This is a genomic window from Kribbella sp. CA-247076 (assembly GCF_050942445.1).
Taxonomy (GTDB): Bacteria; Actinomycetota; Actinomycetes; order Propionibacteriales; family Kribbellaceae; genus Kribbella.
In genome coordinates this window covers 7,083,006-7,109,134 of the sequence record NZ_CP192051.1, presented here as the reverse complement: position 1 = coordinate 7,109,134, position 26,129 = coordinate 7,083,006, and the positions used below count along the sequence as shown (strand labels likewise).

Here is a 26,129-nt window from a genome sequence, read left to right as displayed (position 1 = left end):
GAGATGTCCGCCACCCGGCCGATCCATTTCACCGCATGGCTAGCCTATGGGGCGTGGAGGCTGAGTTGCGGCGTGCGGTGCGGGCGGATGGGCCCGCGGTGGCGGCGTTGGGGCGGGCTTCGGTGCGGGAGCTGTTCCCGGCGTACTACGACGCCGCGCAGACGGCCAGTGCCGCCGAGCACATCACCACTCTGGACCAGGCGCTGATCGACGACGGCACCTACTACGTGCACGAGGCCGGTGGCGAGGTGGTCGCGTGCGGCGGCTGGAGCCGGCGGAACAAGCTCTTCAACGCCAGTACGGCGGGCGCTGACGGACGGCTCCTGGACCCGGCGACCGAGCCGGCCCGGATCCGGGCGATGTTCGTCCGCGGTGACTGGACCCGGCGTGGGCTCGGCCGGGCGATCCTGACCGCCTGTGTGGACGCGGCCCGGGCCGAGGGCTTCACCCGGCTCGCGCTGATGGCGACACTGCCCGGCGTACCGCTGTACAAGGCCTTCGGCTTCACCGAGGTCGAGACCGTCGACCTGACCATGCCGGACGGTGTAGTGCTCGGTGGTGTAGCAATGGAACGGCCCATCGACCTCCCGGACAAGGAGCAGCACCCATGACCGCAGGCACCACCGTCGTCGCGCCGGACGGGACCGAGGTCGTCCTCGGGGAGATCGGGACCCGCGTCCTGCTGAAGAACTCCCGCGTCCGCGTCTGGGAGGTCAGACTGGCGCCCGGTGAGGCACAGGCCTGGCACCTGCACCACAACCCGTACGTCGTGCTGTGTCTGTCGACGTCCCCGTGTCACATGGACTGGCTCGACGGCAGCCCGGCCCGGCACCTCAACGAGACCGTGGGCGGCTCGGTCTACCGGCCGGTGTCACCCGTGCACATGCTCACGAACGACGGCGACTCGCTCTATCTCAACCGGTTGATCGAGGTGCTCGACCTCGGTGAGGAGGCGTCCGGCGACCCGTACTTCGGGATCTCCGGCGTGCCGGCCGACGCGGGGTTCGAGCAGGTCGGTGAGATCCCGGCCAAGGTGGTCGTCGACGAGGACGACGTACGCGTGCAGCACGTCACTCCGGACGCGGGGGAGTCCTACACCTGGCACACCGGGGCGTATCCGGCGCTGGTGGTCGACCTCGACCTGGACAGCCCCGACGTGACGTATCTGGAGCCAGGGGAGAGCTACACGCTGCCTGCCAAGACCACGCGCACGTCCGGCTTCAACCTGGTCGAGTTGCTGTACTACCGGCGTACCAGCTGACGCACTTCGGCCGCATCGCGGGCGTTGAGCACGTCCGGCACCTTCGTGAGGTCCGTCCGACGCAGTAGCGCCTTGACCAGGGGGATCTGCGGGCCGACAGCGCTCAGCTCGTGCACACCGAGGGCCGCGAGCAGTACGGCGCTCTGCGGGTCGCTGGCCAGGTCGCCACAGACCGCGACCCGCACACCGGCGGTGCGGACGACGTGATCGATCAGTCGCAGTACGGCGGGATCGAGGCCGTCGGCGAGCGCCGCGACCGCAGAGTTCGTCCGGTCGGCGGCGGTCGTGTACTGCGTGAGGTCGTTGGTGCCGATGCTGACGAAGTCGAGGCCGTCGGCCAGCGTCTCGACCCGGAGCGCGGCGGCCGGCACCTCGACCATGATGCCGACCTGCAGCCCGTCCGGCCGTGGGCCGAGCTCGTCCAGGGCCCACGCGACCTCGTCGGCGGTCGTCACCATCGGGAACATCACGTGCACGGGCGTCTCCGCCGCGACCTGCCGGATCGCCTCGAGTTGGTCGCGGAGCAGCTGCGGCCGCCGCCGGAAGACCCGGAGGCCACGCTCGCCCAGGAACGGGTTGGCCTCGTGGTCCTGCGGCAGGAACGGCAGCGGCTTGTCCCCGCCGATGTCCCACGTCCGGATCGTCATCGGCTTCCCGTGCAGCGCGTCCGCGACCGCCCGGAAGCGCTCCACCTGCTCGGCCACGGTCGGCGCCGTACGCCGGTCGCCGAAGAGCACCTCGGTCCGCACCAGACCCGCGCCGTCCGCTCCGCGCGCATCGGCCGCGTCCTGCACCGAGCCGACGTTGACGAGTACGTCGATCGTCCGGCCGTCGAGCGTGGTCGCCGGCCGATCCGCCTCCGCGGCGGCCTGCTCGCGCTCGGTCCGCCGCTCGGTGATCGTCGCCCGGACGGTCGCCTCGTCCGGCGCGAGCTCGAAGGTTCCGGTCCGCGCGTCGAACGCCACCACCGCACCCGGCGGCACGTCGACATCGCCGATCCCGGTGGTCAACGGGATCCCGCGGGACCGGGCCACGATCACCCCGTGGCCGGTGGTCCCGGCCGCGCGGACGGCGATGCCGGCGATCCGTTCGGCGTCGACCGTGGCCGCGGTGGCGGCGTCCAGCTCCGGTACGACGAGGATGCCGTCGGCCGCTTCCGTGGTCGTGCGCCCGGTGAGGATCCGCAGGACGCGGTCGCGGACGGATCGCACGTCCTGGGCGCGTTCGCGCTGGTAGGCGTCGTCCAGTCCTTCGAACGTCCTCGCCAGCCTGTCGTACGTCTGCTTCCACGCGACCGCGGCCGACTCTCCGGCGGAGATCGCGTCCCGGACGGCGCCCAGCGGCTTCCGGTCCCGCACCATCGCCACCTGCGCAGCGAAGATGCCGCCGTGGTCCGGGCTGCGGTCCCGCAGTTGCTCGAGCTCGCCGGCGGCTGCGGTGACGGCCTCGTCGAGGCGGCCGCGCTCGTCGTCCCCGGGCGTGTAGCCGCTCAGGTCGACCTCGGCGTCCACGACGATCGCCGGCCCGATCGCGACGTCGAGCCCTGACCCTCCGGCGGTGGGCTTTTCCTCGGCAGCGGGTGTGTCACCGAAGTTCTGCGCGGCCAGGTCGGCGATCGCGGCCAACGCCTCGCCGGCTTGTGGACCGCTCGCGCCGACGCTCAGCCGGTGGCCTTGCTGGGCGTTGAGTGTGGCAACCATGCTGAGGCTGCCGGCGTCGACCGGGCCCCGGCCGGTGTCCAGGTCGGTCAGCGTGACGGTCGCGTCGAAGGAGTTGACCACTGCCACGAGCCGCGCGGCCGGGCGGGCGTGCAGGCCGTGTTCGTTGCTCACCACAACTTCAGCGGTCTGCTCGGCTGCGGCCGCGGTGGTCGTCGGTGTTGGTTCGGTGTCACCGAGGTGGTCCTGCTTGCCGACCAGGCCGCGGTTGGCCTCTGCGATGACCGCCTCGAGCGGAGCGCCGGTCGACGCGGTGACGACGGCCGCGACCAGGCCCTCCACCAGGGGTGCGCTGGACAGCTTCACTCGTTCGGCGACCTCGGGATCGACGAACTCCAGCGCCAGCTCGGCACTCAGGATCGCACTGCCCAGGTCGAGCAGCACGAGTACGCCGTCCGGGCTGTCGGCCGCCGTGATCGCCTCGGCGACGGCGGCGGCGTCCGTACCGAACGTCGTCTCGTCCAGCCCGGCCGCCACCGCGATCACCGGCCGCTTGTCCTCGGCAACCATCTCGGACGCGAGCCCGACAGCCGCCGTCGCCAGCGCGTGGCTGTGGGACACGACCACGATCCCGATCACGGTGTCACCACCGCGAAGCCCGAGACGTGGGGGTCGTGTCGCAGCGGGCGAGCACCGTCATGCCAGCGTGCGGGCGGCCGATTCGAGCAGCAGCGTCGTACTGGTGGCACCAGGATCCTGGTGTCCGGCGCTGCGCTCGCCCAGGTAGCTCGCGCGACCCTTCTTCGCGACCAGCGGGACGGTCGCGTCCCGGCCCTTCGCCGCCGCCTCCGCGGCCGCGGTCAGCGCCCCGCCGACCTCGGATCCGCCCGCGACCGCGGCGTCGTACGCGTCCAGGCCCGGCGCCCAAGCGTCGTACATGGTCTTGTCGCCGAGCTCGGCCTTGCCGCGCTGCAGGATCCCGCCGACCCCAGCCCGGAATGCCTCGCCGACCGCCGCCGCGGTGATCGGCGAGACCCCGGCCAGCGCGGTCCCGAACCGCAGGAAGAACGTGCCGTACAGCGGCCCGCTCGCCCCGCCGACCTTGCTGACCAGCGTCATCCCGGCCTTCTTCATCAGCTCGTCGACCGACTCGAACGAGCTCTCGTCCAGCAACGCTACGACTGCCTGGAACCCGCGGTCCATGTTGGCCCCGTGATCCGCGTCCCCGATCGCCGAGTCCAATTCGGTCAGGTACGCCGCGTTGTCGTGCAGGACCCCCGCAGCGTCACGCAGCCAGCTCTCGAAGGTGCCGACGTCCATGCTCACGCGCCCCAGCGGAGGCCGGGGGTGTTGACCGGGGCGTCCCAGAGACGGACCAGTTCGTCGTCCGCCTTGAGGAGGGTGACCGAGCAGCCGGCCATCTCGAGCGAGGTGATGTAGTTGCCGACCAGGGAGCGGGCGACGGTGATGCCGGCCCGGTCGAGCAGTTGGGCGACCTCGTTGTACATCAGGTACAGCTCGATCAGCGGCGTACCGCCCATGCCGTTGACGAACGCGATCACCGAGTCGCCCTGCCGGTACGGCAGGTCGCCGACCACCGGGTCGACCAGCATCGCGGCGATCTCCTTGGCCGGTGCCAGCGGCAACCGTTGCCGGCCGGGCTCGCCGTGGATGCCGATGCCGACCTCCATCTCGTTCTCGGCCAGCTCGAACGTCGGCTTGCCCGCCGCCGGGACGGTGCACGACGTGAGGGCCATCCCCATGCTGCGGCCGTTGTCGTTGACCTTCTTGGCCAGGTCGCCGACCTCCTGCAGCGACCGGCCCTCCTCCGCGGCCGCGCCGACGATCTTCTCCAGCAGCACGGTCACGCCGACGCCGCGGCGGCCGGCCGTGTACAGGCTGTCCTGGACGGCGACGTCGTCGTTCGTCACCACCGACAGCACCTCGGTGCCGGCGTCGGCGGCGGCCAGTTCGGCGGCCATCTCGAAGTTCATCACGTCGCCGGTGTAGTTCTTCACGATGTGCAGTACACCGGCCCCGGCGTCGACCTCCTTGGTCGCCGCCATCATCTGGTCCGGCACCGGCGAGGTGAACACCTCACCGGCACACGCGGCGTCGAGCATCCCGAGCCCGACGAACCCGCCGTGCATCGGCTCGTGCCCCGAGCCGCCCCCGGAGATCAGCCCCACCTTCCCCGGCCTCGGTGCGTCCTTGCGGTACACGATCCGGTTCTCGTGATCCACCCGCAACCGATCCGGATGCGCCGCCGCCATCCCCCGCAGCGCCTCACTCACAACATCACCAGGTTCGTTGATGAGCTTCTTCATGCCCCCATCTGAGCACAACCCGGCGACTCGCGGGAGAGGCGTCCGGTCAGTCCTTCGGCCGCAGGAGCGGGCGGACGACCTCGCGGGCGTCGTGGATGCGGGACTTGACCGTGCCGAGCGGGGCGCCGACTTCGGCGGCGATCTCCTCGTAGGAGAGGCCGTAGACGTCGCGCAGGACCAGCGGGGTGACCATCTGCGGACGGTCGCGCTCGAGGGTCTCGAGGGCTTCGAGGAGGTCCAGGCGGGTGCCGGCGATCACGCTGGTGGTCCGCGGGTCCGGCCGCTCCATCGTCTCCGGGTTGTGCGCCGCCTGCGCGCTCCGCTTCAGCTTCCGGTACGTCGACCGCGCCGAGTTGGCCGCCACCGAGTGGACCCAGGTGGAGAAGCTGCTGCGACCGGAGTACGTGTGGATCTTGGTGGCGATGTTCAGCAGCGCCTCCTGGGCCGCGTCCTCGGCGTCCGCGGAGTACGGCAGCACGCTGCGGCAGATCCGCAGGACCCGCGGATGGACCAGCCGGAGCAGGTCGTCCATCGCGTGCTTGTCCCCGCCCTTGGCGCGCTCTGCCAGGACTCCGAGGTCGTCGGTCGGGCTGCTGCTCTCGCTCATCTGTACCTTTGCTGTCATCGGCCCCGGGCAGGGGACTCCCAGTGATCCATAATGCCCTGTATGGGGGTCCCAAGCAGACTAGGCCGGTACGTCGTGCGACGACGCCTGGGCGCGGGCGGTTTCGCCACGGTATGGCTCGCTCACGACGAGCAACTGGACGCCGAGGTGGCGGTCAAGGTCCTCGCGGACAACTGGGGGCACGACGACTCCGTCCGCCGCCGGTTCCTCGAGGAGGGCCGGTTCCTGCGCCGGGTCGAGTCCGAGCACGTCGTCCAGGTCCACGACGTCGGCGAGCTCGAGGACGGTCGGCCGTTCCTCGTGCTCACGTACGCCGATCGCGGCACGCTCGCCGACCGGCTGAAGAAGGAGCCCCTCCCGCTGGCCGAGGCCGTCGACGTCGTCGTCCAGATCGGCCGCGGCCTGCAGGCTCTGCACCGGCGCGGCCTGCTGCACCGGGACGTGAAACCGGCGAACGTCCTGTTCCGCAGCACGGACGACGGCGAGCGGGCCGTCCTGTCGGACCTCGGCCTGGGAAAGTCGCTCGACGAGGTGTCCCGGATCACCATGCCCGGCGGCACCCCGTCGTACGTCGCTCCCGAACAGGCGATGGGCGAGCGCCTGGACCAGCGCGCCGACCAGTACTCCCTCGGCGCGGTCGCGTACGCCGCGCTGACCGGGCGGTCACCGCATCAGATCGACGGGCTGGGCGCGGCCTCGCGGGTCACCGCGCCGTCGCCGCCGAGCACGCTCGGGTACCTGCTGCCGGAGCAGGTGGACCTGGCGATCGTCCGTGCCCTCGAGCCGGACCGGGAGAAGCGCTGGCCGGACGTCCAGTCGTTCACCAAGGAACTGGTCGGCGCCCTGGACGAGACCACCCGCGGCTTCGTTCCCTCGACGTTCGCGATCCGGGAGACCGTCACGGTCGCGAAATCCGCCGGTCTCGACGAGAACACCGCGCTCAGCGACGAGAACAAGCCGACCGTCGTCAAGACCCCGGCCGAGACCGTCGCCGCGCCCACCGCGCCGTCCACCGCGCAGTCCACCGCGCCGTCCACCGCGCCTTCCGCCGAGGCGTCCACCGAGCCGTCCACCGAGCCGCCGGTCGGTCCACCGTCCGCCGAGTCGGCCGCAGTACCTGCTGAGGCAACCGCAGCAGCGGCCGCGCCGCGAAAGCGCCGACGAGGCCGCTGGGTGGTCGCCGCCGTACTCGCCCTGATCGTCGGTGGCGGGGCCGGATTCCTCGGGCAGCGATATCTCGCCGAGCGGGAGGTGGTGTCCATCTCGAAGGGCGACATCACGGTCAAGATCCAGCGCGGCTGGGCGAAGTCCGTGGCGGAGTCCGAGTGGCAGCCGCCGGGCAGCAGCAAGGCCTACCCGGCGCTGCGGGTGAGCCGCGACAACGACTGGACGCTGGACAGCGTCGGCGTCTTCGTCGGGGCCACCGACGCGGCGGACGTCAAGGTCACGGCCGCGGACGCGGCCAAGTTCGGCTGCGCGCGGACCGAGAAGGCCACGGTCAACCAGGACAACGGTCACCCCACCACGGACCAGTTCTCCACCGACTGTGGCGGGAGCCGCAGTATGCTCCTCCAGCGAGTCGTGGACACGGGGACCACCGGCTCGATGCTCGTCCAGGTGCTGGTGCCGGCGGGGGAGTCCCGCGACCGCGCCCTGGAGATCGCCCGATCGGTTTCCGTCGGCGGCTGACGAGCACCCAGCCAGAACAGCCTGCTCCGAGGAAGTCCCTCATGCGTTTTCCCAGCGAACGGCTCCGGCCGTCGCCTGCCTTCGTCCAGGCCGCCCGGCGGCGCTTCTACCGCCTCCGCTCCAGCATCTTCCGCACCATCTGGCCGGTCGACTGAGTCCGATGCCGACGGCAACGAGCCGCGGCTACCGAGCTTCTTCCGCGAGGTCGACGGCCAGGCCGTAGTGGTCGCTCGGGGTGCCGCCGGGCTGGTCGAAGACGCGCCGGCAGTCGACGATGGGCAGAGTCGGCCGGCCGCGCGGGCCGCAGCGGACCAGGACGTGGTCGATGCCGCGGAACGGCCACTCCTCGTCGACGAAGTGCGGGTTCTCCTCGACGTACGTCTCCAGCCGCTCGTCCGGATGGATCGCCTCCCAGGCGCTGCGGTAGCAGACGCTCAGCTCGTCGATCACGTGCCGTCCGGTCCAGAACCGGAGGCTGTCCGCCGAGTCCTCCGCGTCCAGGTCGCCCGCGACGATGACGTGCCCGGGCAGCTTCTCGAGCTCTCGCGCGACCAGCGCGGTCTGCAGACACCGCTCGCGCTCGTGGTCGACCTGGTAGTCGGGGAAGTGGTTCGCCACCCACACAGTCCCGAACGGCGCCAGCACCTCGGTGACGAGCGCCGTACAGGCGAAGTCGCCCGTCCGGCCGGTCACGTTGAGATCGAGCTCCCGCACCTCACCGATCGGCCACCGGCTCGCCGTCGTGATGCCCTGGCCGTCGGACTCGCGTTCGGACGAGTGCGCCAGGTGGTACCCGTCGCCGAGCATCGCGGTCACCTGGTCGACGTCGTCGGTGAGGATCGTCTCCTGCAGCGTCAGTACGTCGGCGTCCAGTTCCCGGAATCCCTGCTGGAACACGGGCAACCGGGCCTCCCAGTCACCACGCGTCCCCCAGACGTTGAGCGTCACCAGTCGCATGCTTCTCCCCGGGTCGGCCGAGTGCTGAGCGATCCCGGTACCCACGTCCGGCTGACCGAGGCTCAGCTGGGCTGCTCCGACTCGAGCGGGCTGTCGCGCCGTACGACGGTCTCGCTGGCCTTGTCGAGGACGGCCAGCAGCGCCTCCTTGTCCTGCGGAAGGCCGGTCGAGCTCATCTCGACGGCGCACAGGCCGCTGTCGTCGGCGACCCAGCGGACGATCACGTAGCGGAGCGTCGCCACCGGCGCCAGCGCCTTGGGCGGTACGTAGGTGTAGGCCAGCGTGGCGTACTTGCCCTCCACGGTGTTGGCGAGGTACTTGATCATCTGGTCCTTCGGCAGCCGGTTCAGCTCCGCGATCCGCGCGGCCATCGACGCCGCGGGCGCCCGCTGGATGGTGAAGCCGGCCTCGATCCGGAGCCAGCGTTTGCCGGTCGGATCGGTGAACCGGGACGTCCGTGGCGGGTCCGGCTGCGTCTCGTTCCAGTTGGCGGGGACGCGGGCCGAGACCTCCGACCTGTAGACGTCCTGCACGGTGAACCGGCGGGTCTTGTACCGCAGCTCGTCCGCGTCGAGCGGTGCGGACTTGTCGGGCACGACCTTGCGCGGCTTCTCGGTCGGCGTCGCCGCCGGTGACGGTGTCGACGGCCGCACGGTCCCCAACGGGGCCGCCGTACCCACGGCCGCGGCCGACCCGTCGACCGCCGTCAGCAGGCCGACCCCATAGCCGCCCGCCCCACCGAGCGCCGCGATCGCCACCAGCCCCGACCCCAGCAGAGCGCCAACAGTCCCCCGACGAGCCACGCCTGCCTCACCTCCCCAGATTCCCTACTCCGAATGACACCGTAGCCCGCCTCCAGGTTGCACCCCCCGAGTAACAATTCCGTGAAACCGCCGGTCAGCTGGTCTCGCGGACTGTCCGGGTGGCTCTGCGGAGTACTTCGTCCAGGCCCTTCGCGTCCTGGGGAAGGCCGGTGATGCTCATCTCGATCGAGGCCAGGTCGTCGTCGCCGGTCACCACCCAGCGGACTATGACGTAGCGGCGGGTCTGGTTGGGGATGAAGGTGTAGATGAGTGTGGAGACGGAGCGGGGGCGGCCCTCGTCGTCTTCGACTTGTTCGTCGGTTTCGCTGAGGATGCGGAGGTCGTTCTCCGGGGCCTGGCTCTGGCGGAGGCCGACGACGAGCTCCTGGCGGGCGTCCGCGGTGGACTTGGCCGGCTCGACCGCCTCGACGCGGACGCCGCGCTCGTTGCGTGGGTCGAGGAACTTCACTTCGGCCGGAGCCTTCGGGTTCTTGGTCAGCCGCCAGTCGTCCGGCGTCTCGATCGACACCTGCACGGGCTGCTGTCCGGCGGGCCTGACCGTGAAGGCGTGGTCCTGGTAGGACAGGCCGGTCTCGAGCGGGGCGAGATTGTTCGGCACCGGCGTCTTGACCAGCACGGACGGCTCGGACCGCGCGACCTCGCCGAGCGGGACGGCCTCACCCGCGGTGGTAGGTGTGGGCTCGGTCCGGTCGCCGGCGTAGTAGCCGGCGGCGCCGCCGAGAAGCGTGACCACGAGCACGGCGCTGACCAGAATCGGACGTTTCACCCCAGCACCGGCCCCGGCCTCACAAGCCCGATCCCGCCGTACGGCGTGGTGGGGCGCAGCACGGTGGACGACGTGCTGTCCGGGGCGCAGGCGGTCGCGGGCACGGCGTCATTTTGTCAGGCGAGCCGGGCACCCAGACACCGCCTGCGTCCCGCCCGCGACTGAATCCTTTCAACGAAGCCTTGACACCCTCTGAGGCCGTCCGTAGCGTCCCGCGTGAGGAAAGTAACACCGATTCGCGATTACTTCACATCACGCACCGCGATATCCCGCGCAGCGCCGCCCACTCAGGAGGAAAGACATGGCACTCGATCGGTCCGTCAGCCGACGGCGACTCCTGCAGGTGATGGGCGGCGTGGCCGCCGCCGGCACGCTGGCGGCCTGCGGTGGCAACGGCGGCTCGTCGTCCGGTGGACAGGTCAAGGTGATCGGCGCCGGCAGCCAGGAGGCCGGCCTGCGCAAGGCGCTGGACGACTTCAAGAAGGCGAACGCCGACTTCGACTTCAACCTGTCGTTCTCGCCCGCCGACCAGTTGCAGACCGCGCTCCGCGCCCAGCTCGCGGCCGGGAACGCACCCGACCTGCACGCGGTCTACCCGGGCAACGGCAGCGCGATGTCGATGGTCCAGCTGAGCAAGGCGAACCTGCTCGCCGACCTCAGCGACCAGCCCTGGACGCAGAAGATCCCGACCGGGTTCAAGGGCGCCTTCCAGAACGACGGGAAGACGTTCATCTTCTCGCCCGGCACCAGCGTGCTCGGCGCGATCTACAACAAGAAGGCGTTCGCGGCCACGGGCGTCGAGCCGCCGGCGACCTGGACGGAGCTGCTGACCGTCTGCGACAAGCTGAAGAAGAAAGGCATCGTGCCGATCGCGCTCGGCGCGCAGACCCCGTGGGTGACCCAGCTGATCAACTACGCGCTGGTCCCCGCCACTGTCTATGCGAAGACACCGGATTTCGACGACCAGTTGATGGCGGGCAAGACGTCGTTCGCCGACTCCGGCTGGGCCGACGCGATGACAAAGTACCTCGAGTTGCAGAAGAAGGGCTTCTTCAACGACAACCCGAACGGGACGACGTACGAGCAGGCCACCTCGATGGTCGGCACCGGCAAGGCCGCCATGGCCGTGCAGGTCTCCGCGGTCCTGCAGGCGTTCCGCGAGGCCGCGCCGGCGCCTGACGACCTGGGCATGTTCCCGTTCCCGGCCACCGACGTCGCGGCGGACAACTGGATCCCCGGCGGCGTCGTGGTCGGCATCGCGCTCAACGCGAAGAGCAAGAAGGCCGATCAGGTGAAGAAGTTCATCGAGTACTGCGGCCAACCGGCGATCGTGAACGCGTGGGCCGAGGCGGTCGCGTGCGTCCCGCTGTACTCCGACGGCGAGGCGAAGGTTGACCCGGTGCTGAAGCCGTTCCTGCCCTACCTGGAGGAGGACAAGGCCGTTCCGTTCATGGATCAGCGCTGGCCGAACGCCGAAGTACAACCCACCCACTTCGCCGTCGTCCAGGAACTCCTCGGCGGCAAGACGACCGTGCAAGGCGCGTTGAAGAAGATGGACGAGGCCTACCGGAAGACCGCATGACGGCGATCACCACGGCCGTCGGCCGGGAGGCTGCGAAGGCGCCGCGGCGTCGCGGCGGCGGGATCTCGCCGCCGTGGTTCTTCGCGGCACCGGCGCTGATCGTCTACGCGCTGGTGATGCTCTACCCCAGCATCGCCGGCGCGGGCTCGGCCTTCACCGACTGGTCGGGCGTCGGCGACCAGCGGTCGTTCGTCGGGGTGGAGAACTTCAGGCAGTTGGTGAACGACGACCAGGCGCTGGGCGCATTGCGGAACACGCTGCTGCTGACGATCGCGATCGTCGTCGTCCAGAACGGACTCGGGTTGCTGCTCGCGCTCGGCGTACACACCGGGATCAAGAGCCGGATGGCGTTGCGGGTGATCTTCTTCGCGCCGGTTGTGGTGAGTCCGGTGATGGTGTCGTTCCTGTGGAAGTACGTCTACAACCCCGCGCCGGACGCGGGGCTCAACGCGGCGCTGGGCGCGATCGGCCTCGGCGCGCTCCGGCAGGACTGGCTCGGTGATCCGTCGCTGGCGATCTGGTCGGTCGCGTTCACGGTGATCTGGCAGTGCGCCGGGTACTCGATGGTGATCTTCCTGGCCGGGCTGGAAGGCGTACCGCAGGAGTTGCGCGAGTCCGCCATGGTCGACGGTGCCGGGACGTTCGCCCGGTTCCGGCACATCACCTGGCCGCTGCTCGCGCCGGCGACCACGATCAACGTGATGCTGTCGACGGTCGGTGGGCTGACGCTGTTCACGCAGATCATCGCGATGACGAACGGCGGGCCGGGGTACGCGACGGACACGTTGTCGACCGTGCTGTACAAGCAGGCCTTCGTGTACGGGAAGTTCGGCTACAGCACCGCGGTCGCGCTGGTGCTGGCGATCTTCGTGGCGGCGGTGTCGTTCCTCCAACTCGGCTACCTGCGATCGAGGGAGACGACCGCATGAGGACCGGCTACCGTCCCCGCACCCTCGTCCGTGAGGTCGTCATGATCGCGGTCGCGATCGCGTTCCTGTTTCCCGTGTACGCGCTGGTGACGTTGGCGTTCAAGGACCCTGCGCAGATTGTCAACAATCCACTGTCGCTGCCCGATCCGCCGTCCGTCGGAAGCTTCGGCGAGGCGTGGGAGTCGGCGTCGCTCGGATCGGCCCTGCTGAACAGCACGCTGATCACAGTGACCAGCGTCGTCGTCCTGATCGTGCTCGGGTCGCTGGCGGCGTACTTCCTCGCCCGGACCGCGTCCCGGCTGAGCTACAGCCTCTACATCCTCTTCCTGGTCGGCATCATCCTGCCGTTCCAGCTCGGGATGATCCCGCTGTACGGGCTGGTCAACGACCTGGGCCTGCTCGGCACATACCAGGGGATGATCCTGTTCTACACCGGGATCCAGTTGCCGTTCACGGTGTTCCTCTACACCGGGTTCATCCGCTCGCTGCCGGCCGACTACACCAACGCGGCCCTGATCGACGGCGCCTCCCACTTGCAGGCCTTCGGCCACGTGATCTTCCCGCTCCTGCGCCCGATCACCGGCACCGTGCTGATCCTCAACGCCGTCCACATCTGGAACGACTTCTTCACCCCGCTCCTCTACCTCGGCGGCTCCGATCGCGAAACCGTCCCGGTTCGCGTCTTCGCCTTCGTCAACGAGTACACCTCCGACTACGGCCTCGTCGCCGCCGGCCTGGTCCTCGCCGCCCTGCCCATCCTGGTCGTCTTCCTCGTCCTCCAGCGCTACGTCATCCGCGGCTTCACCAGCGGCCTCAAGGGCTGACCTCGGAGCCTTTCGGCAGGCGTTGTAACGTTCGGCCGCCGGACCCGATAGGAGAGCGCGGCAACCTTCCGCCGCTCTGACTCCTGGGAGCTCTCCATGCGCGCCTTCCTGCGCTTCGCTGCGCCGATCGTCCTGTCGGCCGTCGTGCTGACCGCGGCCGTCCCCGCAACCGCGGCGCCCGGTTCCACGACGTCCACCGAGCAGACGACCTCGGTTCCATCGGTGCCAGTCGGTGTGCGGGTGAAGGGTACGTTCACCGGGATAGACCTCGCCTGGAGCCTTCCGGCGGACGAAGGAACCACAGACGGAGTGACCGGCTTCGTCGTACGTCGCGCAGTCAACGGGACCGAGACCGCCTACACCGTGCCGCGTACGGCGGTCACCACGTTCAACTGGCAGGACACCGAGCGGCTGCCCGGCGCGACGTACTCCGTTGCCGCGGTCAACGCCGACGGTGAGGGACCTGCCAGCACTCCAGGCCCGGCGGACACCGTGCCTGGCGCTCCGGTCGCCGCACCGACGGACGCTGTCACCGTGGCTCACACCGTCACGACCGATGGAGTCAGCCGCACCTTCCTCGGCCAGCTCGCGGTGCAGGGGGCGACGCAGGTCATCCCCCTCGCCACCTCCGGACCCACCCAGCAGGTCGACAAGGCCATCGCGGCGTCGGCCGACGGGCGCCAGGTCGTGTTCTCGCAGGGCGGGTCGAGCCTGTGGACGGTCTCGGCGGTCGTCCCGCACGCACAGCCGGTGAAGATCCTCGACGGGGCGACCGGGATCACCACGAAGTCCTGGTCCCCGGACGGCACCCGCATCGCGTTCGCGCGGGAGCAGGCCGGCACCTCCTGTGTCGAGATCATCGGAGCGACCGGCGGTACACCCGTCCGGCTCGGCTGCAACGTGGCCGCGCCGTCCTGGCTGCCCGACAACCAGACGCTGATCGTGAAGGATCAGGTCACCGGCAAGCTGCAGCGCGTCCAGGCGAAGGCGGGTGGTGGCCTGCTGACGGCGTACGCCGGGACCGAGCTGGCGCAGCACCCGGTCGCGTCACCGGACGGTCGATGGGTCGCCTACTTCAAGAACACCTCGGTGAACGTCATCCCGGTCGCCGGAGGTACTCCCGTCCCGGGTTCCCCGCTCGGTACGAGTGGGGAGTCGATCAGCTGGGCCAGTTCCGGCCTCTTGCTCGTCACTCGGCGGACAGAGAACGGGAGCACTCTCCAGCAGGTGCCCGTCAACGACGGACGTCCGTACGTGAACGCGAAGCTCTTCGACCCGCCGGCCGGGGAACTGGTCGAGTCGGCGGTGTGGCAGGGCCCGCGGATCACGATCAAGCCGACAGCGGCAGTCGTGGGACCGAACGTGTCGGTGCCGTTCGACACCGCCGGTCTGGTCAACCCCTATGTCAGCTGCGAGTTCGACGGAGTGACGACGGCGCCGTGTCCGGCCTCACCCTTCCAGAAAGCCGGTGTCACCGCCGGAGTTCACGTCCTGCGAATCTGGGCCGTCGAGGACGGCGGACGCGGCACCACGGCTGTTCGTTGGCTGAACGTCGACTCCGCCGCGCCGACTGTCCGGGTCACGGGACCGACGTTCGACGTGACGAAGGCCGCCACGGCGACGTTCAACTACGCCGGGACGGACAACACCGGCATCGGTTCGTACGACGTTCGCTGGCGGATCGCGCCCACGGCGGGGGCGTTCGGCGCATACGCTCCGGTCAAGTCTGGTACGACGTCCACCTCGGTGGCGATCGGCGTCGTGGCGGGGTACGAGTACTGCGTGTCGGTCCGGGCGCGTGACCTCGCGGGCAACCTCTCGCCCTGGACCGTCGACAAGTGCTTCTCCCGTCCGTCGGACGACCGTGCGATGGGCGCCGCCAAGGGCTGGGTCAGAGCCGCTCATCGCGCCTACTACCTCGGAACCGCGACCGCGACGTCGGCGAAGGGAATCTCGGTCTCGCGCAGCGTGCAGGCGAAGCGGCTGTTCCTGATCGCGACGAAGTGCGTGACCTGCGGTGGCTTGAACGTCTACTACAACGGCAAGTACGTCGGCGCGGTGAACCTCTACAAGGCGACGACCGAGTACCAGGCCATCGTGCCGCTCCCCGTACCGGCGACCTTCCTGACCGGGTCCGTCCTCCTGACCACCAGGGTGGCCGGCAAGGTCTACCAGATCGACGGTCTCGCCGTCCGTCGTACTTGAGAGAGTCGCCGGTGAGCCTGGCGGAGGTTAGATTCGGGGGCCGGTGAGGTCTGAGGGGGACCGTTGATGGTTAAGGGGAAGTGGGCTGCCGTCGTGGCGGGGCTTGTGGTGGCGGGATTCGCGCTTGTCGGGGGCCCGGCTGAGGCCGCTCCGAGCGCGGACACGCGGGCGGTTGCGGTGTCGGACACGTTGCTGCCGGGGCAGAAGCTCAAGGCCGGGCAGTACATCCGGTCGAAGAACGGCGTCTACACGTTGATCATGCAGCCGGGCGGGGACGCGAAGCTGTTTCAGCGTGGTGTCTCGCTGCCGCTGTGGAGCTCGGGGACCTGGCATGCCAACAACGTTCTGGTGATGGGCATCGACGGGACGCTGCAGATCATCTACGGGCGGACGAAGGTCTGGTCGATGGGGATCAAGAGCGCCGGCGCCAAACTCGTGCTGCCGGACAACGGCAACCTGGCGATCTACAACACCCGCGGTAAGGCGGTGTGGAACCGCCACATGGTGATCGGCACGCTGATGCCGCAGAGCAAGCTGCACGCACCCGATCCGGCCGGGCGCGAGGTGATCATGTACGCCGTCAACCGGGCCTACACGTTGAAGTTCCAGACGAACGGCAACCTGGTGCTGTTCAGAGGCACGACCGCACTGTGGAGCACCGGGGTGAAGGACAACTGGCCGGAGTCGTCCGGCTGGGTCAACCCGACCGGCGCGTTCGCCACGGCGAACCGGGACGGCGACCTCACCTTCTTCTACGAGACCCGTCGTCCGGGCAGCGTCCTGCAACTGCGTGACGACGGCCACCTGGTGATGATCAACGGCCGCACCGTCGTCAAGACGTTCTACTGAGCGGATCAGTAGACCTCGATCCGGTCGAGGCTGATGACGGTGCTTGACGACGCCGGGTTCTTGTCGCCGGTGACGCGGACCTTGAGGGTGTGCGCGCCGGCGGGCAGGGTCGGGCTGACGTACATCAGCTGTTCGCCGACACGGATCGAGCTGTAGTAGTCGATCCGCTGTTCGGGACCGCCGTCGATCGAGATCGCGGCGATGCCGTTGCCGACGTCCGCGACGCTGAGCAGGGCGACCTTGGTGCCGGTGAACCGGATGGTGGCGGAGGCGTCGCGTTGGCCGCTCCAGTGGTCGTTGCCCCAGAAGCACTGATTGCCGCAGCCCGATCCGGAGTTCCAGGTGCCGCTGTACGTGACCGCGGCGTCGAAGTCGTTGATCCAATAGTTCGACGATCCGGGGTCGCCGGACGGCAGCGTCTGGGTGGCGCCGGCGGCCAAAGGACGGCCGAGGTTCGGGGTGCCGTCGGCATTCCAGGTGATCTTCTGCGCGCGGCTGGTGCGGAAGGAATACGTGTAGGTGCTGGTGTTCTTGCCGTGGTACGCGATCCAGTCCTCGGTGCCGTCGGGCGACTTGAAGAACGAGTGGTGCCCCGGTCCCCAGACGCCGGTCGCGTCGTTGCGGGAGAAGATCGGGCCCGGGTGCTGCACCCAGTTCGACGCGACCATCGGGTCGGCGCCGTTCGTGATGCTCTTCATCCACAGCTGGTAGTCCGGCTTCCCGGTGTCACATGAGGAGTACGTGAGGAACACCCGGTTGCCGCGGTAGATCGGTGTCGGTCCCTCGCGTACTTCGCTGCACCCGCCGTCGGCCGGGATCGCGACCCGGCCGCCGGTGACGGTCCACGGGTTGCTCATCCGGACGATGTAGAGCTGCGCCGGACCGCCCTGACCACGGCCCGGTCCCGACCAGACGAAGTACTGCTGCCCGTTCACCGTGATCGGCTCACCGTCGATGCCGTACTCGCCGAAGTCGGCGATCTTCGCCTTGAAGTGGTACGGCCCGAGCGGGTCGGAGCCCTCGGACTCGATCACGTACATCCGGTGGTTCGCGTCCACCCCGTCGGACGCGGTGTAGTAGATGTACCAACGCCCGCCGACCTGCCGGAACGCCGGCGCCCACATCTGCTTGTTCCGGCTCGGGTCCGGATCCCGCCAGACCACCTGCTCCGGCTGGACCAGCAGGGTCGCCAGGCTCGCCGACGACCAGATCCCGATCCGGTCACCGCGGGTGGTCGCGACGTAGTACCGGCCGTTGTGGAACATCAGCGACGGGTCGGCCGACGGGTTCACCGGGTTCCGGAACGTCTGGGACGCCACCACGTTCTCCTGTGGTTCGACGGCGGGCGCGGGGCCGGCGAGGACGCCGGTCAGCAACAGGGCGAGCAGGGCGCAGAGGGCGGGGCGGAAGTACCTCATGGCAGGACCTCTCGAGCCGGAGGGGCGGACCGGTCCCATCGTTTGTACTGCGACTTTGCCAACGTTGTAAACCCTTCACACCAGGATCGAAGGCCGGAACCGGGGTTCGGCGACCGGCGTCCTAGCGCGCATGAAGCTCAAGGTTCGCGTCGTGCACTACCGGCACGACTGCTGGTACGCCGACATCGACGACGCCGACGACCGCCAGCCGGACGACCCGTTCTGGTACGTCGACGGCTGCCGCTCACACGCGGAGGCGCTCGCCCTCGCCTGCGCCCAACTGGCTGCGCTGGACGAAACCGCCGCCGCCCGCCTCAGCGAGACCGACCGGACCACCGCCGGCCGCCTCAGCGAGACCGACTGGAACACCGCCGCCCGCCGCGGCGGGTCAGCGCCGGATCCCGCTGCCCAGCAGCGACGCCGCGTTGGCGCCGGCAAAGCGGTTGCGTAGGGCAAGCATCGAGTCGGTGAGACAGTCCACCCGCGGTCCGATCAGCTCAGCCGTCAGCAGCGACGTCCGGCCGTTGAGCTCGTAGTCGCGCAGACTGTCGCCGATCAGGTCGAGGAGTTCCAGGTTCGCCCGCAGCGTCAGCCGTTGGAGTGCGATCCGGTGCGCGGCGACCCCCTTCAACTCGAGCAGCAGCCGCTCCCCGACGATCACATCCGCCCACGCGTCCGCGAGCTGACCGGACAGCCGTAAGAAGCCGGAGACCGCGCCGTCGAGCTCGTCCCGGAACTGTCGCAACCAAGGCGGTCCGTCCACCGGACCACACCGGAAGACCGCCGGAATGGTGCCGTCGGCCACGATCGTGCGCAGTACGACGAGGTTCTCCCGCGGACTGCCGTCGAAGAGGTCGAGGTCGTACGTCACCAGCAGCCCGAGCTGCCGCAACGTGTGCACGACGACCACCAGTTCACGCAGTCGGGCCGCGTCGCCCGCGATGCCGTCCAGCTCCAGCCGGACGAGGTACAGCCCGCTCTCCCGCAGGTCCCGGAACGCGGCCGCGTCGACGTTTCGCGGCGTACACGCCGTACTCCACAGGACGTGGCCGAGCAGACCCTCCTCGCCGAGCCGGGCGACCACGTTCGCGCCGAACGGCCGGCCCGGTCGGCCGGGGTCGCACTGCAGCGTGAGCAGAGTGGCGCCGTGCAAGCCCTCGCTGAGGCGTCGCAGCACCACAGTGTCCGGATCAGTCTCCATGGTTCCCCCCACCGACCCCGATCGTCCGCTCTCAAGGTCCGCCCGCCGGCCGCGGATGTCAAGGCACTCGCCGGTCCGACTCGCTGCCTGGACCGCCGGACCGGCATCATGGGGCGATGCTCGGGGAATCGGACGGCACCAAGGGCGACGCCACGATCGAGCAGATCGGCCGTCGCCGGACGTTCACCAGGACACTCCAACTCGCCGTCGTCCTCGCCGTGGTCCAGTGGCCGATGCGCGACGCCGTCCACGACGCGGCCGGCTCGCCGCTCGGCTGCGAGGTGCCCGGCCGGTTGTCGCTGCTGGTCGACGCGATGTTCGTGATGGCGTACGTCTACGCGGCGTACCGGGCGTACAAGTACGTCAAGTTCCTGGACCGCCAGTCGTGGAAGCGGGTCGCCGCGATCGGGTCGTGGGTGGTGTTCGTTGCCGCTGTCCTCGATGTCGTCGAGGACGTCCGGCTGTGGAACGACTTCGGCGCGGCTCCCTGCGCCGATCTGTCGACCGGCTGGCTCACCTGGGTGATGCGTGCCACCGGCGCCGTCGGCGCGATCGTCGTCGCGACCGCCTACTTCGCGTCCAGCCGGTACGGGCAGCGGCTGCTGTACGGCGTCCGGCTCGCGCCGCCGGCCACCTTCCGCCGGATCAAGGACGACGACACCGACGACGGCCGGCTCGTGATCACCTGCTCGGGTGGTGGCATCCGGTCGGCGTCGTTCTGTCTCGGTGCCCTGCAACTCCTGCGGGAGAAGGGCTTGTACGACAAAGCCTCGACCGTGATCGGGGTCAGCGGCGGTGGCTACATGGCCGCGGCCTTCCACGTACTCCGGCGGACGTGCGCGGACCCGTTCTCGCCGGGATCCCCCGAGCTCGCGCGGTTGCGACGGCAGACCCGCTACCTGTTGCAGGGTGGCCGGGCGATGTTCCGGGCCGCGTTGTCGGTCCTGTTCGGCCTGGTCGTCAACCTGCTGCTGATCGGGATCACCTTGCGCGCGATCGCGTGGGTGCTCGGCTGGTTCCTCGCCGACCAAGGCGTCATCGTCGCCGGGTTCACCGACCTCCGGGTGGACTGGCGACCGAACGACTCGTGGTCGTTCCTCGTGCTGTCGCTGTTCCTGGTGGCGTTGAGTGCGGCGATGTTCGTGCTGGAGAAGGTGTGGGACCGGTGGGCGCGGATGCCCGACGTGGTCCGGATGGTGCTGACGACGACCGGCAACTTCTCGCTCCGCTTCGGCGTACCGGTTGCCGTCCTGCTGCTCGGCGTACCCGGCGGCCTGTATCTGCTGAACCAACTGCCGGGGGAGGCGACCGACCAGCCGAGCCTGCCGTCCGCACTGCAGGCCCTGGTCGATCCGACCAAGCAGGGATTCGCGTCGTTCAGTGCGCTGGTCGTCGTACTGATCGGGCTCGGCAAGTCGGTGTGGAACGGGCTCGCGGTCGAGGGCAAGGACGCCGGTGGGTTCAGGACCCGGCTGCTCTCGTTCGCCCGGACCAAGCTGGCGCCCTGGCTCGCGACCGCGCTGATCGTGATCGCGGCGGTGGTCGTGCTGCTGCGCTGGACGGGCGGTTATGCGACGGACCCGGAGTACCGGGAGAACTGGACGGTCGCGCTGATCCTGGCCGCGATCGCGGTGGCGATCAAGGTGCTCACCGACGCGAACCGGACGTCGCTGCACTCCTTCTATCGGGAGCGGCTGTCGCGCGCGTTCCTGGTGACGCGGAAGGACAACGGCGCCGCGGTCGCGCTCGACTACCACCTGCGGCTGCGGTACTCGGACTGGGCCAAGCCGGTCGCCGGCGGCCCGCAGCTGGTGATCGCCGGCGTCGCGAACGTGTCCGACGCCGACTTCGTGCCGATCCAGCGCGACTGCGTGCCGTTCGTGTTCGACGCCCAGCAGATCGGGATCGTCGGCGACCGTTCGCTGCCCGACGGCGGCCGCCGGGTCACCGACGACTACGAACGCGAGGCCGACATGCTGAAGCGCGAGGTGACCGTGCCGGCCGCGATGGCGATCAGCGGGGCCGCGTTCAGCCCGCTCACCGGGAGGGTGAACGCCCGGACCAGGCCGGTCCGGCTGCTGCTCGCCGTACTGAACGCGCGGCTGGGCGTCTGGCTGCCGAACCCGTACTGGAACAACCGGTCCGAGCCGTCGTTCCCCGAGGTGACCGGCGCTTTCGCGAAGGTACGCCGGTACGTCGGCAGCGTGATCGACAAACCCGGACCGTACCGGCTGCTGCTGGAGGGGATCGGTCAGCCGTCGATGTACGACCGCCGGATCTACGTCACCGACGGCGGCCACTACGACAACCTCGGCCTGGTCGAGGCGCTCCGCCGTGAGCCCGCCCAGGTGATCGTGATCGACGCGTCGAACGACGCCGAGGACCGGTTCACCGCGCTGGCCGAGGCGATCGCGACCGCCCGGATGGACCACGGCATCCAGGTCGACATCGACCCGTCGCCGATGATCCGCGGGTCCAAGCCGCGGGCCGACCGGGCCTGGGCGTACGGCATCGCCACCCACCCGCTGAAGGAGGGCGAGGAGAAGCCGTACAAGACCGAGATCTTCTTCCTCAAGGCCGTGCTGGCCGGCCACCTCGGCTGGGACCTCGAGCAGTACGCCGTCGGCAACCAGGACTTCCCGCGCCGCACCACCGGCGACCAGTTCTACGACGAGTGGGACTTCGAGGCCTACCGCTCCCTCGGCTACACCCTCGCCGAGTCCCTCACCGAACACCACCGCGTCAAAGCCCGCCTCGACGACCTGTAACACTGCGTCACCATGGCTCGATGTAGCCCCCGGAGGGGGACATCGACATGCAGACATTCAACACACCGCCGGGCTGGCCGGATCCGCCGACTCCGGACTGGCGGCCGCCGCCCGGATGGCGTCCAGACCCTGCCTGGCCGTCGGCGCCTCCGGGGTGGGCCTTCTGGCTCAACTCCCGTGGGTTACGTGCCCGCGGGCCGAATGGACGGTACGGCGCCGAACCGCCGGTGAAGCTGGTCGCCGGATGGGTGGCCGGCGGGATCGCGTTCGTGACGGTCCTGGCCGCGATCGGTGGCAGCGGAAGCGCGTCCTCGTCGCCTGTCCCCGGCGCCACTGCGACGGCGACCGCTACGTCGTCCGCGACCGTGACGGTGCCCGGGCCGACGGCGACGACCCTGGTGACTGTTCCCGGGCCGACGGAGACTGTGACTCCGCCACCGCTACCGGCCCGGACCGTGACGATCCGGCCGGGTGCGGCAACAGTGACCGTGACCGAGCGGGCGCCGCTGACGCGATCGAGCCCCAGCAGCACGGCGAAGAAGACGACGGCTCCACGGACAGCCGTGTACTACGCGAACTGTGCCGCGGTCCGGGCGGCGGGAAAGGCGCCGTTGTACCGCGGGCAACCCGGCTATGCGTCACATCTCGACCGGGATGACGACGGAGTCGCTTGTGAGTAGGCCGAACGTCGATCGTGACGATCCGTCACCGTGACCGGGCCGAGAGCAACGATCGCCGAGGGTGGAGAAGTACTTCGGAAAGGTGGCGGGAGCAACTGCGACCCGTCAACTGGGCATGCGGATGCACGTGCAGTCCGGTGGGTGAGCGGATGGTTGCCTGCTTCCCGGGGCGGTGGTGTGATTGGTGGCCGTGTGCCGGGAAAACTTTACGAAAACTTAGCCGTGACCTTCGGTGCACCAGATCGTTGATCTGTCAGACAGTTCTCGATCAGCGGATCGATGAGGCAGAGATTGCTGGGGAATCTGGCGAAAGGACCGCCCGTGCATCGATTCAACCCACCACCTGAGTGGCCCGAGCCGCCGAGTGACAGCTGGCGTCCGCCGCCGGGCTGGGAGCCCGACCCCGAGTGGCCGGCCCCGCCGGAGGGCTGGGGTTTCTGGGTCAACCGCAACGGTCGTCGCGCCAGTGGGCCTATCGGCGCCTACGGAGCCGTCGACGCCGGCCGGGTGGAGTTCGCCACCGTCGACCCGGCGCTCGTGCTCATGCACTCCTGACCACCCGACTCCTGGTTAGCCGGCTCCGACCGGCCGACTGACCAGCCGACTCCTGGTCGGTCGGCTTTGACCGGCCGACTGCTGACCAGCCGACTTTGACCGTCCCGCCGGTACAGGCGCAACCGGCCGGACTGCCCGGCTCCCGCATGCTTCCGAGCTGCGGGAGCCGTGTCACGTCCTCTTACCGTCCTGAGGTGTTATGTTCTCACCATAGATAGATAACACCAGCGTCGGGAGGCGGGGCGTGGGCTGGATCGGCGTAGACCTCGGCACGCAGAGCGTCCGTGCCGTCCTCGTCGACGCCGACGGCCACGTGCTGGCTCGCGCGTCCCGGCCGCTCGTCAGCCACCGCGACGGCCCCCGCCACGAGCAGGACCCGCAGAGCTGGCTCGACGCGGTCGACGCCGTCCTCGCGGAAGTCGCCGGCCCTGGCGAAGGCCCAGACGTCGAGGGCCTCGCGATCTGCTCCACGTCCGGCACCTTCCTGCTGACCGACGAGCACGGACGCCCGGTCACCCCGGCCCTGATGTACGACGACGCCCGTGCAGCCGACCGGCGTGACCACATCGTGGACGCGGACCCTGAGCGCTGGGCGACCGCGATGCAACCCACCTGGGCACTGCCCAAACTTCACTGGCTGCAACCGACGGCCCGGCACCGGCTCGTCCACAGCGCCGACTTCGTCGCCGCCCACCTCGTCGGCCATCCGGTCGCGACCGACACCAGCCACGCCCTCAAGACCGGCTACGACCTGGTCGCCGACAGTTGGCCGCAGGCCGCATTCGACAAGCTCGGCCTGCCCGCAAGCATCTTCCCGGACGTCGTCCTTCCCGGCACCCAGCTAGGCCGGACTCCGGACGGCGTCCCGGTCCACGCCGGCATGACCGACGGCTGCGCCGCCCAGATCGCCGCCGGCGCACTCACGCCAGGCTCCTGGAACTCGGTCCTCGGTACGACGCTTGTGCTCAAGGGCGTGAGCGAGGACCTCCTGCACGATCCGACCGGCGCGGTCTACAGCCATCGGCACCCGGACGGCGGCTGGCTTCCCGGCGGCGCGTCGAGCACCGGTGCCGGCGTACTCACCGAGTTGCTGCCCAACGCCGACCTGGACGCGCTGGACAAGGCGGCCGCGCCGGTCGACGCCGTGGTCTACCCGCTGACGAAAACCGGTGAGCGGTTCCCGTTCGTCGCGCCGCAGGCAGAGCGTTTCACCCTCGGCAACGCGGGCGATGACGTGGCGACGTACGTCGCGGTACTACAAGGTGTGGCCTTCATCGAGCGACTCGCCTTCGAGCACCTGGTCGGCCTGGGCGCCGACCCGGTCCGATCCGTCTCGCTCACCGGTGGCGCGGTCCGCAGCGGCTACTGGAACCAGTTGCGTGCCGACGTCCTCGGCGTACCCGTCGAGCTGCCGGCTTCGCCGGACCCGGCGTACGGGATGGCCGTGCTGGCGGCGTCGTCCGGCGGCTCGTTGACCGAGACGGCCGGTCGGATGGTCCGGACGGACCGCGTGATCGAGCCGCGCCCGCACGACCTGGAGGAGTTGTACGGCGAGTTCGTGGCCGAGCTGGATCGCCGGGGGTACCGCGGATGAGGACGACGATCGTGCTCGCCCGCCACGGCCGGACCGAGTGGCACCACGGCAACCGCTACACCGGCTCGACGGACCTGCCGATCGACGAGGTCGGTGTACAGCAGGCGCAGCGGCTCGCGGAGTGGGCGGCCGGATACGCGCCCGACGCGTTGTGGTGCTCGCCGATGCTGCGGGCTCGGCAGACGATCGAGCCGGCCGCGGCCGCGCTCGGGCTGGAGCCGACGCTCGACGCCCGGCTGCGCGAGCTCGACTTCGGGTCGGCGGAGGGCAAGATGCTCGGCGAGCTCCCGCCGGCCGTGGCGAAGGCCTTCCAGTTGGACCCCGTTCGCGACCACTTCCCAGGGGGTGAGGATCCGGCCGCGGCAGCGGATCGCGTGCACGAGGTCTTCGACGAGATCGGCCGGGCGCACGCCGGGCAGAAGGTGCTCGTGGTCGCCCACAACACGCTCATCCGGCTGCTCACCTGCCGGGTGCTCGGACTGCCTCTGAACGACTACCGCAGACTGCTCCCTGCGCTCGGCCCCGCGGCGTTGGTGCGTTTCCGCCTGCAGGACGGCACAGTTGGTCTCGAGGCGTACAACGTTCCCGCAGTCCGAATGGAGACCCTGGCATGACATCCGACGTCGACGGTGACACCACCGAACTGAGTCGTCCCGCCCGCCGGCAGGCCGAGATCGCGGCGTACGTCGTCGAGCACGGCTCGGTCTCGGCCAACGAACTGGTCGAGGCGTTCGGCGTGAGCGTGATGACGGTGCACCGCGACCTGGACGAGCTCGAGCGGCAGGGCGTGGTGCGCAAGTACCGCGGCGGGGTCAGTGCGCAGCCGACCAGCGTGTTCGAGAGCAACGTGGCGTACCGGCTGAACACCGCGCAGATCGAGAAGGCCGCGCTCGCCCGGCACGCCCGCGCGATGATCGAGCCGGGGATGTCGGTGATGCTCGACGACTCGACCAGCGCGCTCGCCCTGGTCGACCTGTTCGAGGACATCACGCCGTTGACGGTGGCAACCAACTTCCTGCCCGCGATCACCCGGCTGACGTCGCTGCGCGGGGTCACCCTGCTCGCGCTCGGCGGGATCTACTCCCCGACCCACGACTCGTTCGGCGGGATGCCGTGCGCGGAGGCGGTCGAGGCGCTGCACACCGACCTGTTGTTCTGTTCGGTGTCCGCGGTGTCGCCGACGCACGCCTTCCACCAGGAGGAGGAGATCGTGCTGGTGAAGCGGGCGATGCTGCGGGCGGCGAAGACCAAGGTGCTGCTGGTCGACCACGCCAAGCTGCAGCGCACCGCCCTGCACCGGCTCGCGCCGCTGACCGACTTCGACGTCGTGGTGGTCGACGAGAAGACCCCGAAGGACCTGATCCAACCGCTTCGCGACCACGGCGCGACCGTGGAGGTCGCCACACTCTGAGGGGGA

At 69.7% G+C, this 26,129-nt stretch carries 24 protein-coding genes and 1 pseudogene; 15 read left to right on the top strand and 10 right to left on the bottom strand.

The features are described 5' to 3' along the window. The first annotated feature begins 53 nt into the window (after positions 1 to 53). Together ACQPYZ_RS33905 and ACQPYZ_RS33900 are read left to right on the top strand one after the other, a co-directional pair. Positions 54 to 611, top strand: coding sequence for a GNAT family N-acetyltransferase (locus ACQPYZ_RS33905; RefSeq protein WP_433163201.1), 558 nt, complete (start codon positions 54 to 56; stop codon positions 609 to 611). Beyond that, positions 608 to 1,261, top strand: coding sequence for a hypothetical protein (locus ACQPYZ_RS33900; RefSeq protein WP_433163200.1), 654 nt, complete (start codon positions 608 to 610; stop codon positions 1,259 to 1,261). The genes ACQPYZ_RS33905 and ACQPYZ_RS33900 overlap by 4 nt, the downstream gene beginning before the upstream one ends. Here ACQPYZ_RS33900 and ACQPYZ_RS33895 read toward each other — a convergent pair. The 5 genes and pseudogenes from ACQPYZ_RS33895 to ACQPYZ_RS33875 form a co-directional block, all read right to left on the bottom strand. Continuing rightward, a complete protein-coding gene (locus ACQPYZ_RS33895) occupies positions 1,243 to 3,048 on the bottom strand; it encodes a putative PEP-binding protein (protein ID WP_433169824.1) in 1,806 nt (601 codons plus the stop codon). The two genes, ACQPYZ_RS33900 and ACQPYZ_RS33895, sit on opposite strands and share 19 nt — an antisense overlap. 99 nt (positions 3,049 to 3,147) lie before the next feature. Further along, positions 3,148 to 3,558, bottom strand: a pseudogene (gene dhaM, locus ACQPYZ_RS33890) (dihydroxyacetone kinase phosphoryl donor subunit DhaM); the annotation flags it as partial. A 57-nt stretch (positions 3,559 to 3,615) separates the two neighbouring features. Next, a complete protein-coding gene (gene dhaL / locus ACQPYZ_RS33885) occupies positions 3,616 to 4,239 on the bottom strand; it encodes a dihydroxyacetone kinase subunit DhaL (protein WP_433169822.1) in 624 nt (207 codons plus the stop codon). Between the two features lie 2 nt (positions 4,240 to 4,241). Beyond that, positions 4,242 to 5,246, bottom strand: coding sequence for a dihydroxyacetone kinase subunit DhaK (gene dhaK, locus ACQPYZ_RS33880; RefSeq protein WP_433163199.1), 1,005 nt, complete (start codon positions 5,244 to 5,246; stop codon positions 4,242 to 4,244). Between the two features lie 46 nt (positions 5,247 to 5,292). After that, the gene (locus ACQPYZ_RS33875) at positions 5,293 to 5,853 is read right to left on the bottom strand and encodes an RNA polymerase sigma factor (protein ID WP_433163198.1); all 561 of its coding nucleotides are present in this window, start codon (positions 5,851 to 5,853) and stop codon (positions 5,293 to 5,295) included. Positions 5,854 to 5,946: 93 nt separating this feature from the next. Between ACQPYZ_RS33875 and ACQPYZ_RS33870 the strand changes: the two genes are divergently transcribed. Beyond that, positions 5,947 to 7,560, top strand: a complete 1,614-nt coding sequence (locus ACQPYZ_RS33870) for a protein kinase domain-containing protein (protein WP_433163196.1) — start codon at positions 5,947 to 5,949, stop codon at positions 7,558 to 7,560. 183 nt (positions 7,561 to 7,743) lie between these two features. Here ACQPYZ_RS33870 and ACQPYZ_RS33865 read toward each other — a convergent pair whose 3' ends face one another. The 3 genes from ACQPYZ_RS33865 to ACQPYZ_RS33855 form a co-directional block, all read right to left on the bottom strand. Continuing rightward, positions 7,744 to 8,517, bottom strand: coding sequence for an endonuclease/exonuclease/phosphatase family protein (locus tag ACQPYZ_RS33865; protein WP_433163194.1), 774 nt, complete (start codon positions 8,515 to 8,517; stop codon positions 7,744 to 7,746). Positions 8,518 to 8,579: 62 nt separating this feature from the next. Further along, entirely contained in the window at positions 8,580 to 9,320 is a 741-nt protein-coding gene (locus ACQPYZ_RS33860; protein ID WP_433163193.1) for a hypothetical protein, read from the bottom strand. 94 nt (positions 9,321 to 9,414) lie between these two features. Next, positions 9,415 to 10,107: a hypothetical protein gene (locus tag ACQPYZ_RS33855; RefSeq protein ID WP_433163191.1), complete on the bottom strand. Its 693-nt coding sequence runs from the start codon at positions 10,105 to 10,107 to the stop codon at positions 9,415 to 9,417. A 301-nt stretch (positions 10,108 to 10,408) separates the two neighbouring features. Here ACQPYZ_RS33855 and ACQPYZ_RS33850 point away from each other — a divergent pair, with 301 nt between their 5' ends. The 5 genes from ACQPYZ_RS33850 to ACQPYZ_RS33830 all read left to right on the top strand — a co-directional run bounded on the left by ACQPYZ_RS33850 (position 10,409) and on the right by ACQPYZ_RS33830 (position 16,496). Beyond that, a complete protein-coding gene (locus tag ACQPYZ_RS33850; protein ID WP_433163190.1) occupies positions 10,409 to 11,689 on the top strand; it encodes an ABC transporter substrate-binding protein in 1,281 nt (426 codons plus the stop codon). Beyond that, entirely contained in the window at positions 11,686 to 12,618 is a 933-nt protein-coding gene (locus tag ACQPYZ_RS33845) for a carbohydrate ABC transporter permease (protein WP_433163188.1), read from the top strand. The genes ACQPYZ_RS33850 and ACQPYZ_RS33845 overlap by 4 nt, the downstream gene beginning before the upstream one ends. Further along, positions 12,615 to 13,442, top strand: coding sequence for a carbohydrate ABC transporter permease (locus ACQPYZ_RS33840; protein ID WP_433163186.1), 828 nt, complete (start codon positions 12,615 to 12,617; stop codon positions 13,440 to 13,442). Before ACQPYZ_RS33845 ends, ACQPYZ_RS33840 begins: the two co-directional genes overlap by 4 nt. A 96-nt stretch (positions 13,443 to 13,538) precedes the next feature. After that, entirely contained in the window at positions 13,539 to 15,647 is a 2,109-nt protein-coding gene (locus tag ACQPYZ_RS33835) for a hypothetical protein (protein WP_433163184.1), read from the top strand. Between the two features lie 177 nt (positions 15,648 to 15,824). Further along, positions 15,825 to 16,496, top strand: coding sequence for a hypothetical protein (locus ACQPYZ_RS33830; RefSeq protein ID WP_433163183.1), 672 nt, complete (start codon positions 15,825 to 15,827; stop codon positions 16,494 to 16,496). 5 nt (positions 16,497 to 16,501) lie between these two features. Here ACQPYZ_RS33830 and ACQPYZ_RS33825 read toward each other — a convergent pair whose 3' ends face one another. Further along, positions 16,502 to 17,914 carry a family 43 glycosylhydrolase gene (locus tag ACQPYZ_RS33825; protein WP_433163181.1) on the bottom strand — a complete coding sequence of 471 codons (1,413 nt, stop codon included), beginning with the start codon at positions 17,912 to 17,914 and terminating at the stop codon, positions 16,502 to 16,504. A 130-nt stretch (positions 17,915 to 18,044) separates the two neighbouring features. Between ACQPYZ_RS33825 and ACQPYZ_RS33820 the strand changes: the two genes are divergently transcribed. Then, entirely contained in the window at positions 18,045 to 18,365 is a 321-nt protein-coding gene (locus ACQPYZ_RS33820; protein ID WP_433163180.1) for a hypothetical protein, read from the top strand. Here the strand turns inward: ACQPYZ_RS33820 and ACQPYZ_RS33815 are convergent. After that, entirely contained in the window at positions 18,303 to 19,115 is an 813-nt protein-coding gene (locus ACQPYZ_RS33815) for a hypothetical protein (protein ID WP_433163178.1), read from the bottom strand. The genes ACQPYZ_RS33820 and ACQPYZ_RS33815 overlap by 63 nt on opposite strands. Before the next feature lie 116 nt (positions 19,116 to 19,231). Here ACQPYZ_RS33815 and ACQPYZ_RS33810 point away from each other — a divergent pair, with 116 nt between their 5' ends. From ACQPYZ_RS33810 to ACQPYZ_RS33785, 6 genes are all read left to right on the top strand, one after another. Further along, complete coding sequence (locus ACQPYZ_RS33810) at positions 19,232 to 21,883, top strand: hypothetical protein (protein WP_433163177.1); 2,652 nt, start codon at positions 19,232 to 19,234, stop codon at positions 21,881 to 21,883. A gap of 227 nt (positions 21,884 to 22,110) precedes the next feature. After that, the gene (locus ACQPYZ_RS33805) at positions 22,111 to 22,563 is read left to right on the top strand and encodes an excalibur calcium-binding domain-containing protein (RefSeq protein WP_433163175.1); all 453 of its coding nucleotides are present in this window, start codon (positions 22,111 to 22,113) and stop codon (positions 22,561 to 22,563) included. A gap of 321 nt (positions 22,564 to 22,884) precedes the next feature. Beyond that, on the top strand, positions 22,885 to 23,118 hold the full coding sequence (locus ACQPYZ_RS33800; RefSeq protein ID WP_433163174.1) for a hypothetical protein: 234 nt from the start codon (positions 22,885 to 22,887) through the stop codon (positions 23,116 to 23,118). A 244-nt stretch (positions 23,119 to 23,362) separates the two neighbouring features. Further along, on the top strand, positions 23,363 to 24,712 hold the full coding sequence (locus ACQPYZ_RS33795; RefSeq protein ID WP_433163172.1) for an FGGY-family carbohydrate kinase: 1,350 nt from the start codon (positions 23,363 to 23,365) through the stop codon (positions 24,710 to 24,712). Continuing rightward, complete coding sequence (locus ACQPYZ_RS33790) at positions 24,709 to 25,326, top strand: histidine phosphatase family protein (protein ID WP_433163170.1); 618 nt, start codon at positions 24,709 to 24,711, stop codon at positions 25,324 to 25,326. The genes ACQPYZ_RS33795 and ACQPYZ_RS33790 overlap by 4 nt, the downstream gene beginning before the upstream one ends. After that, positions 25,323 to 26,123, top strand: a complete 801-nt coding sequence (locus ACQPYZ_RS33785) for a DeoR/GlpR family DNA-binding transcription regulator (RefSeq protein ID WP_433163168.1) — start codon at positions 25,323 to 25,325, stop codon at positions 26,121 to 26,123. Before ACQPYZ_RS33790 ends, ACQPYZ_RS33785 begins: the two co-directional genes overlap by 4 nt. Positions 26,124 to 26,129: the final 6 nt, after the last annotated feature.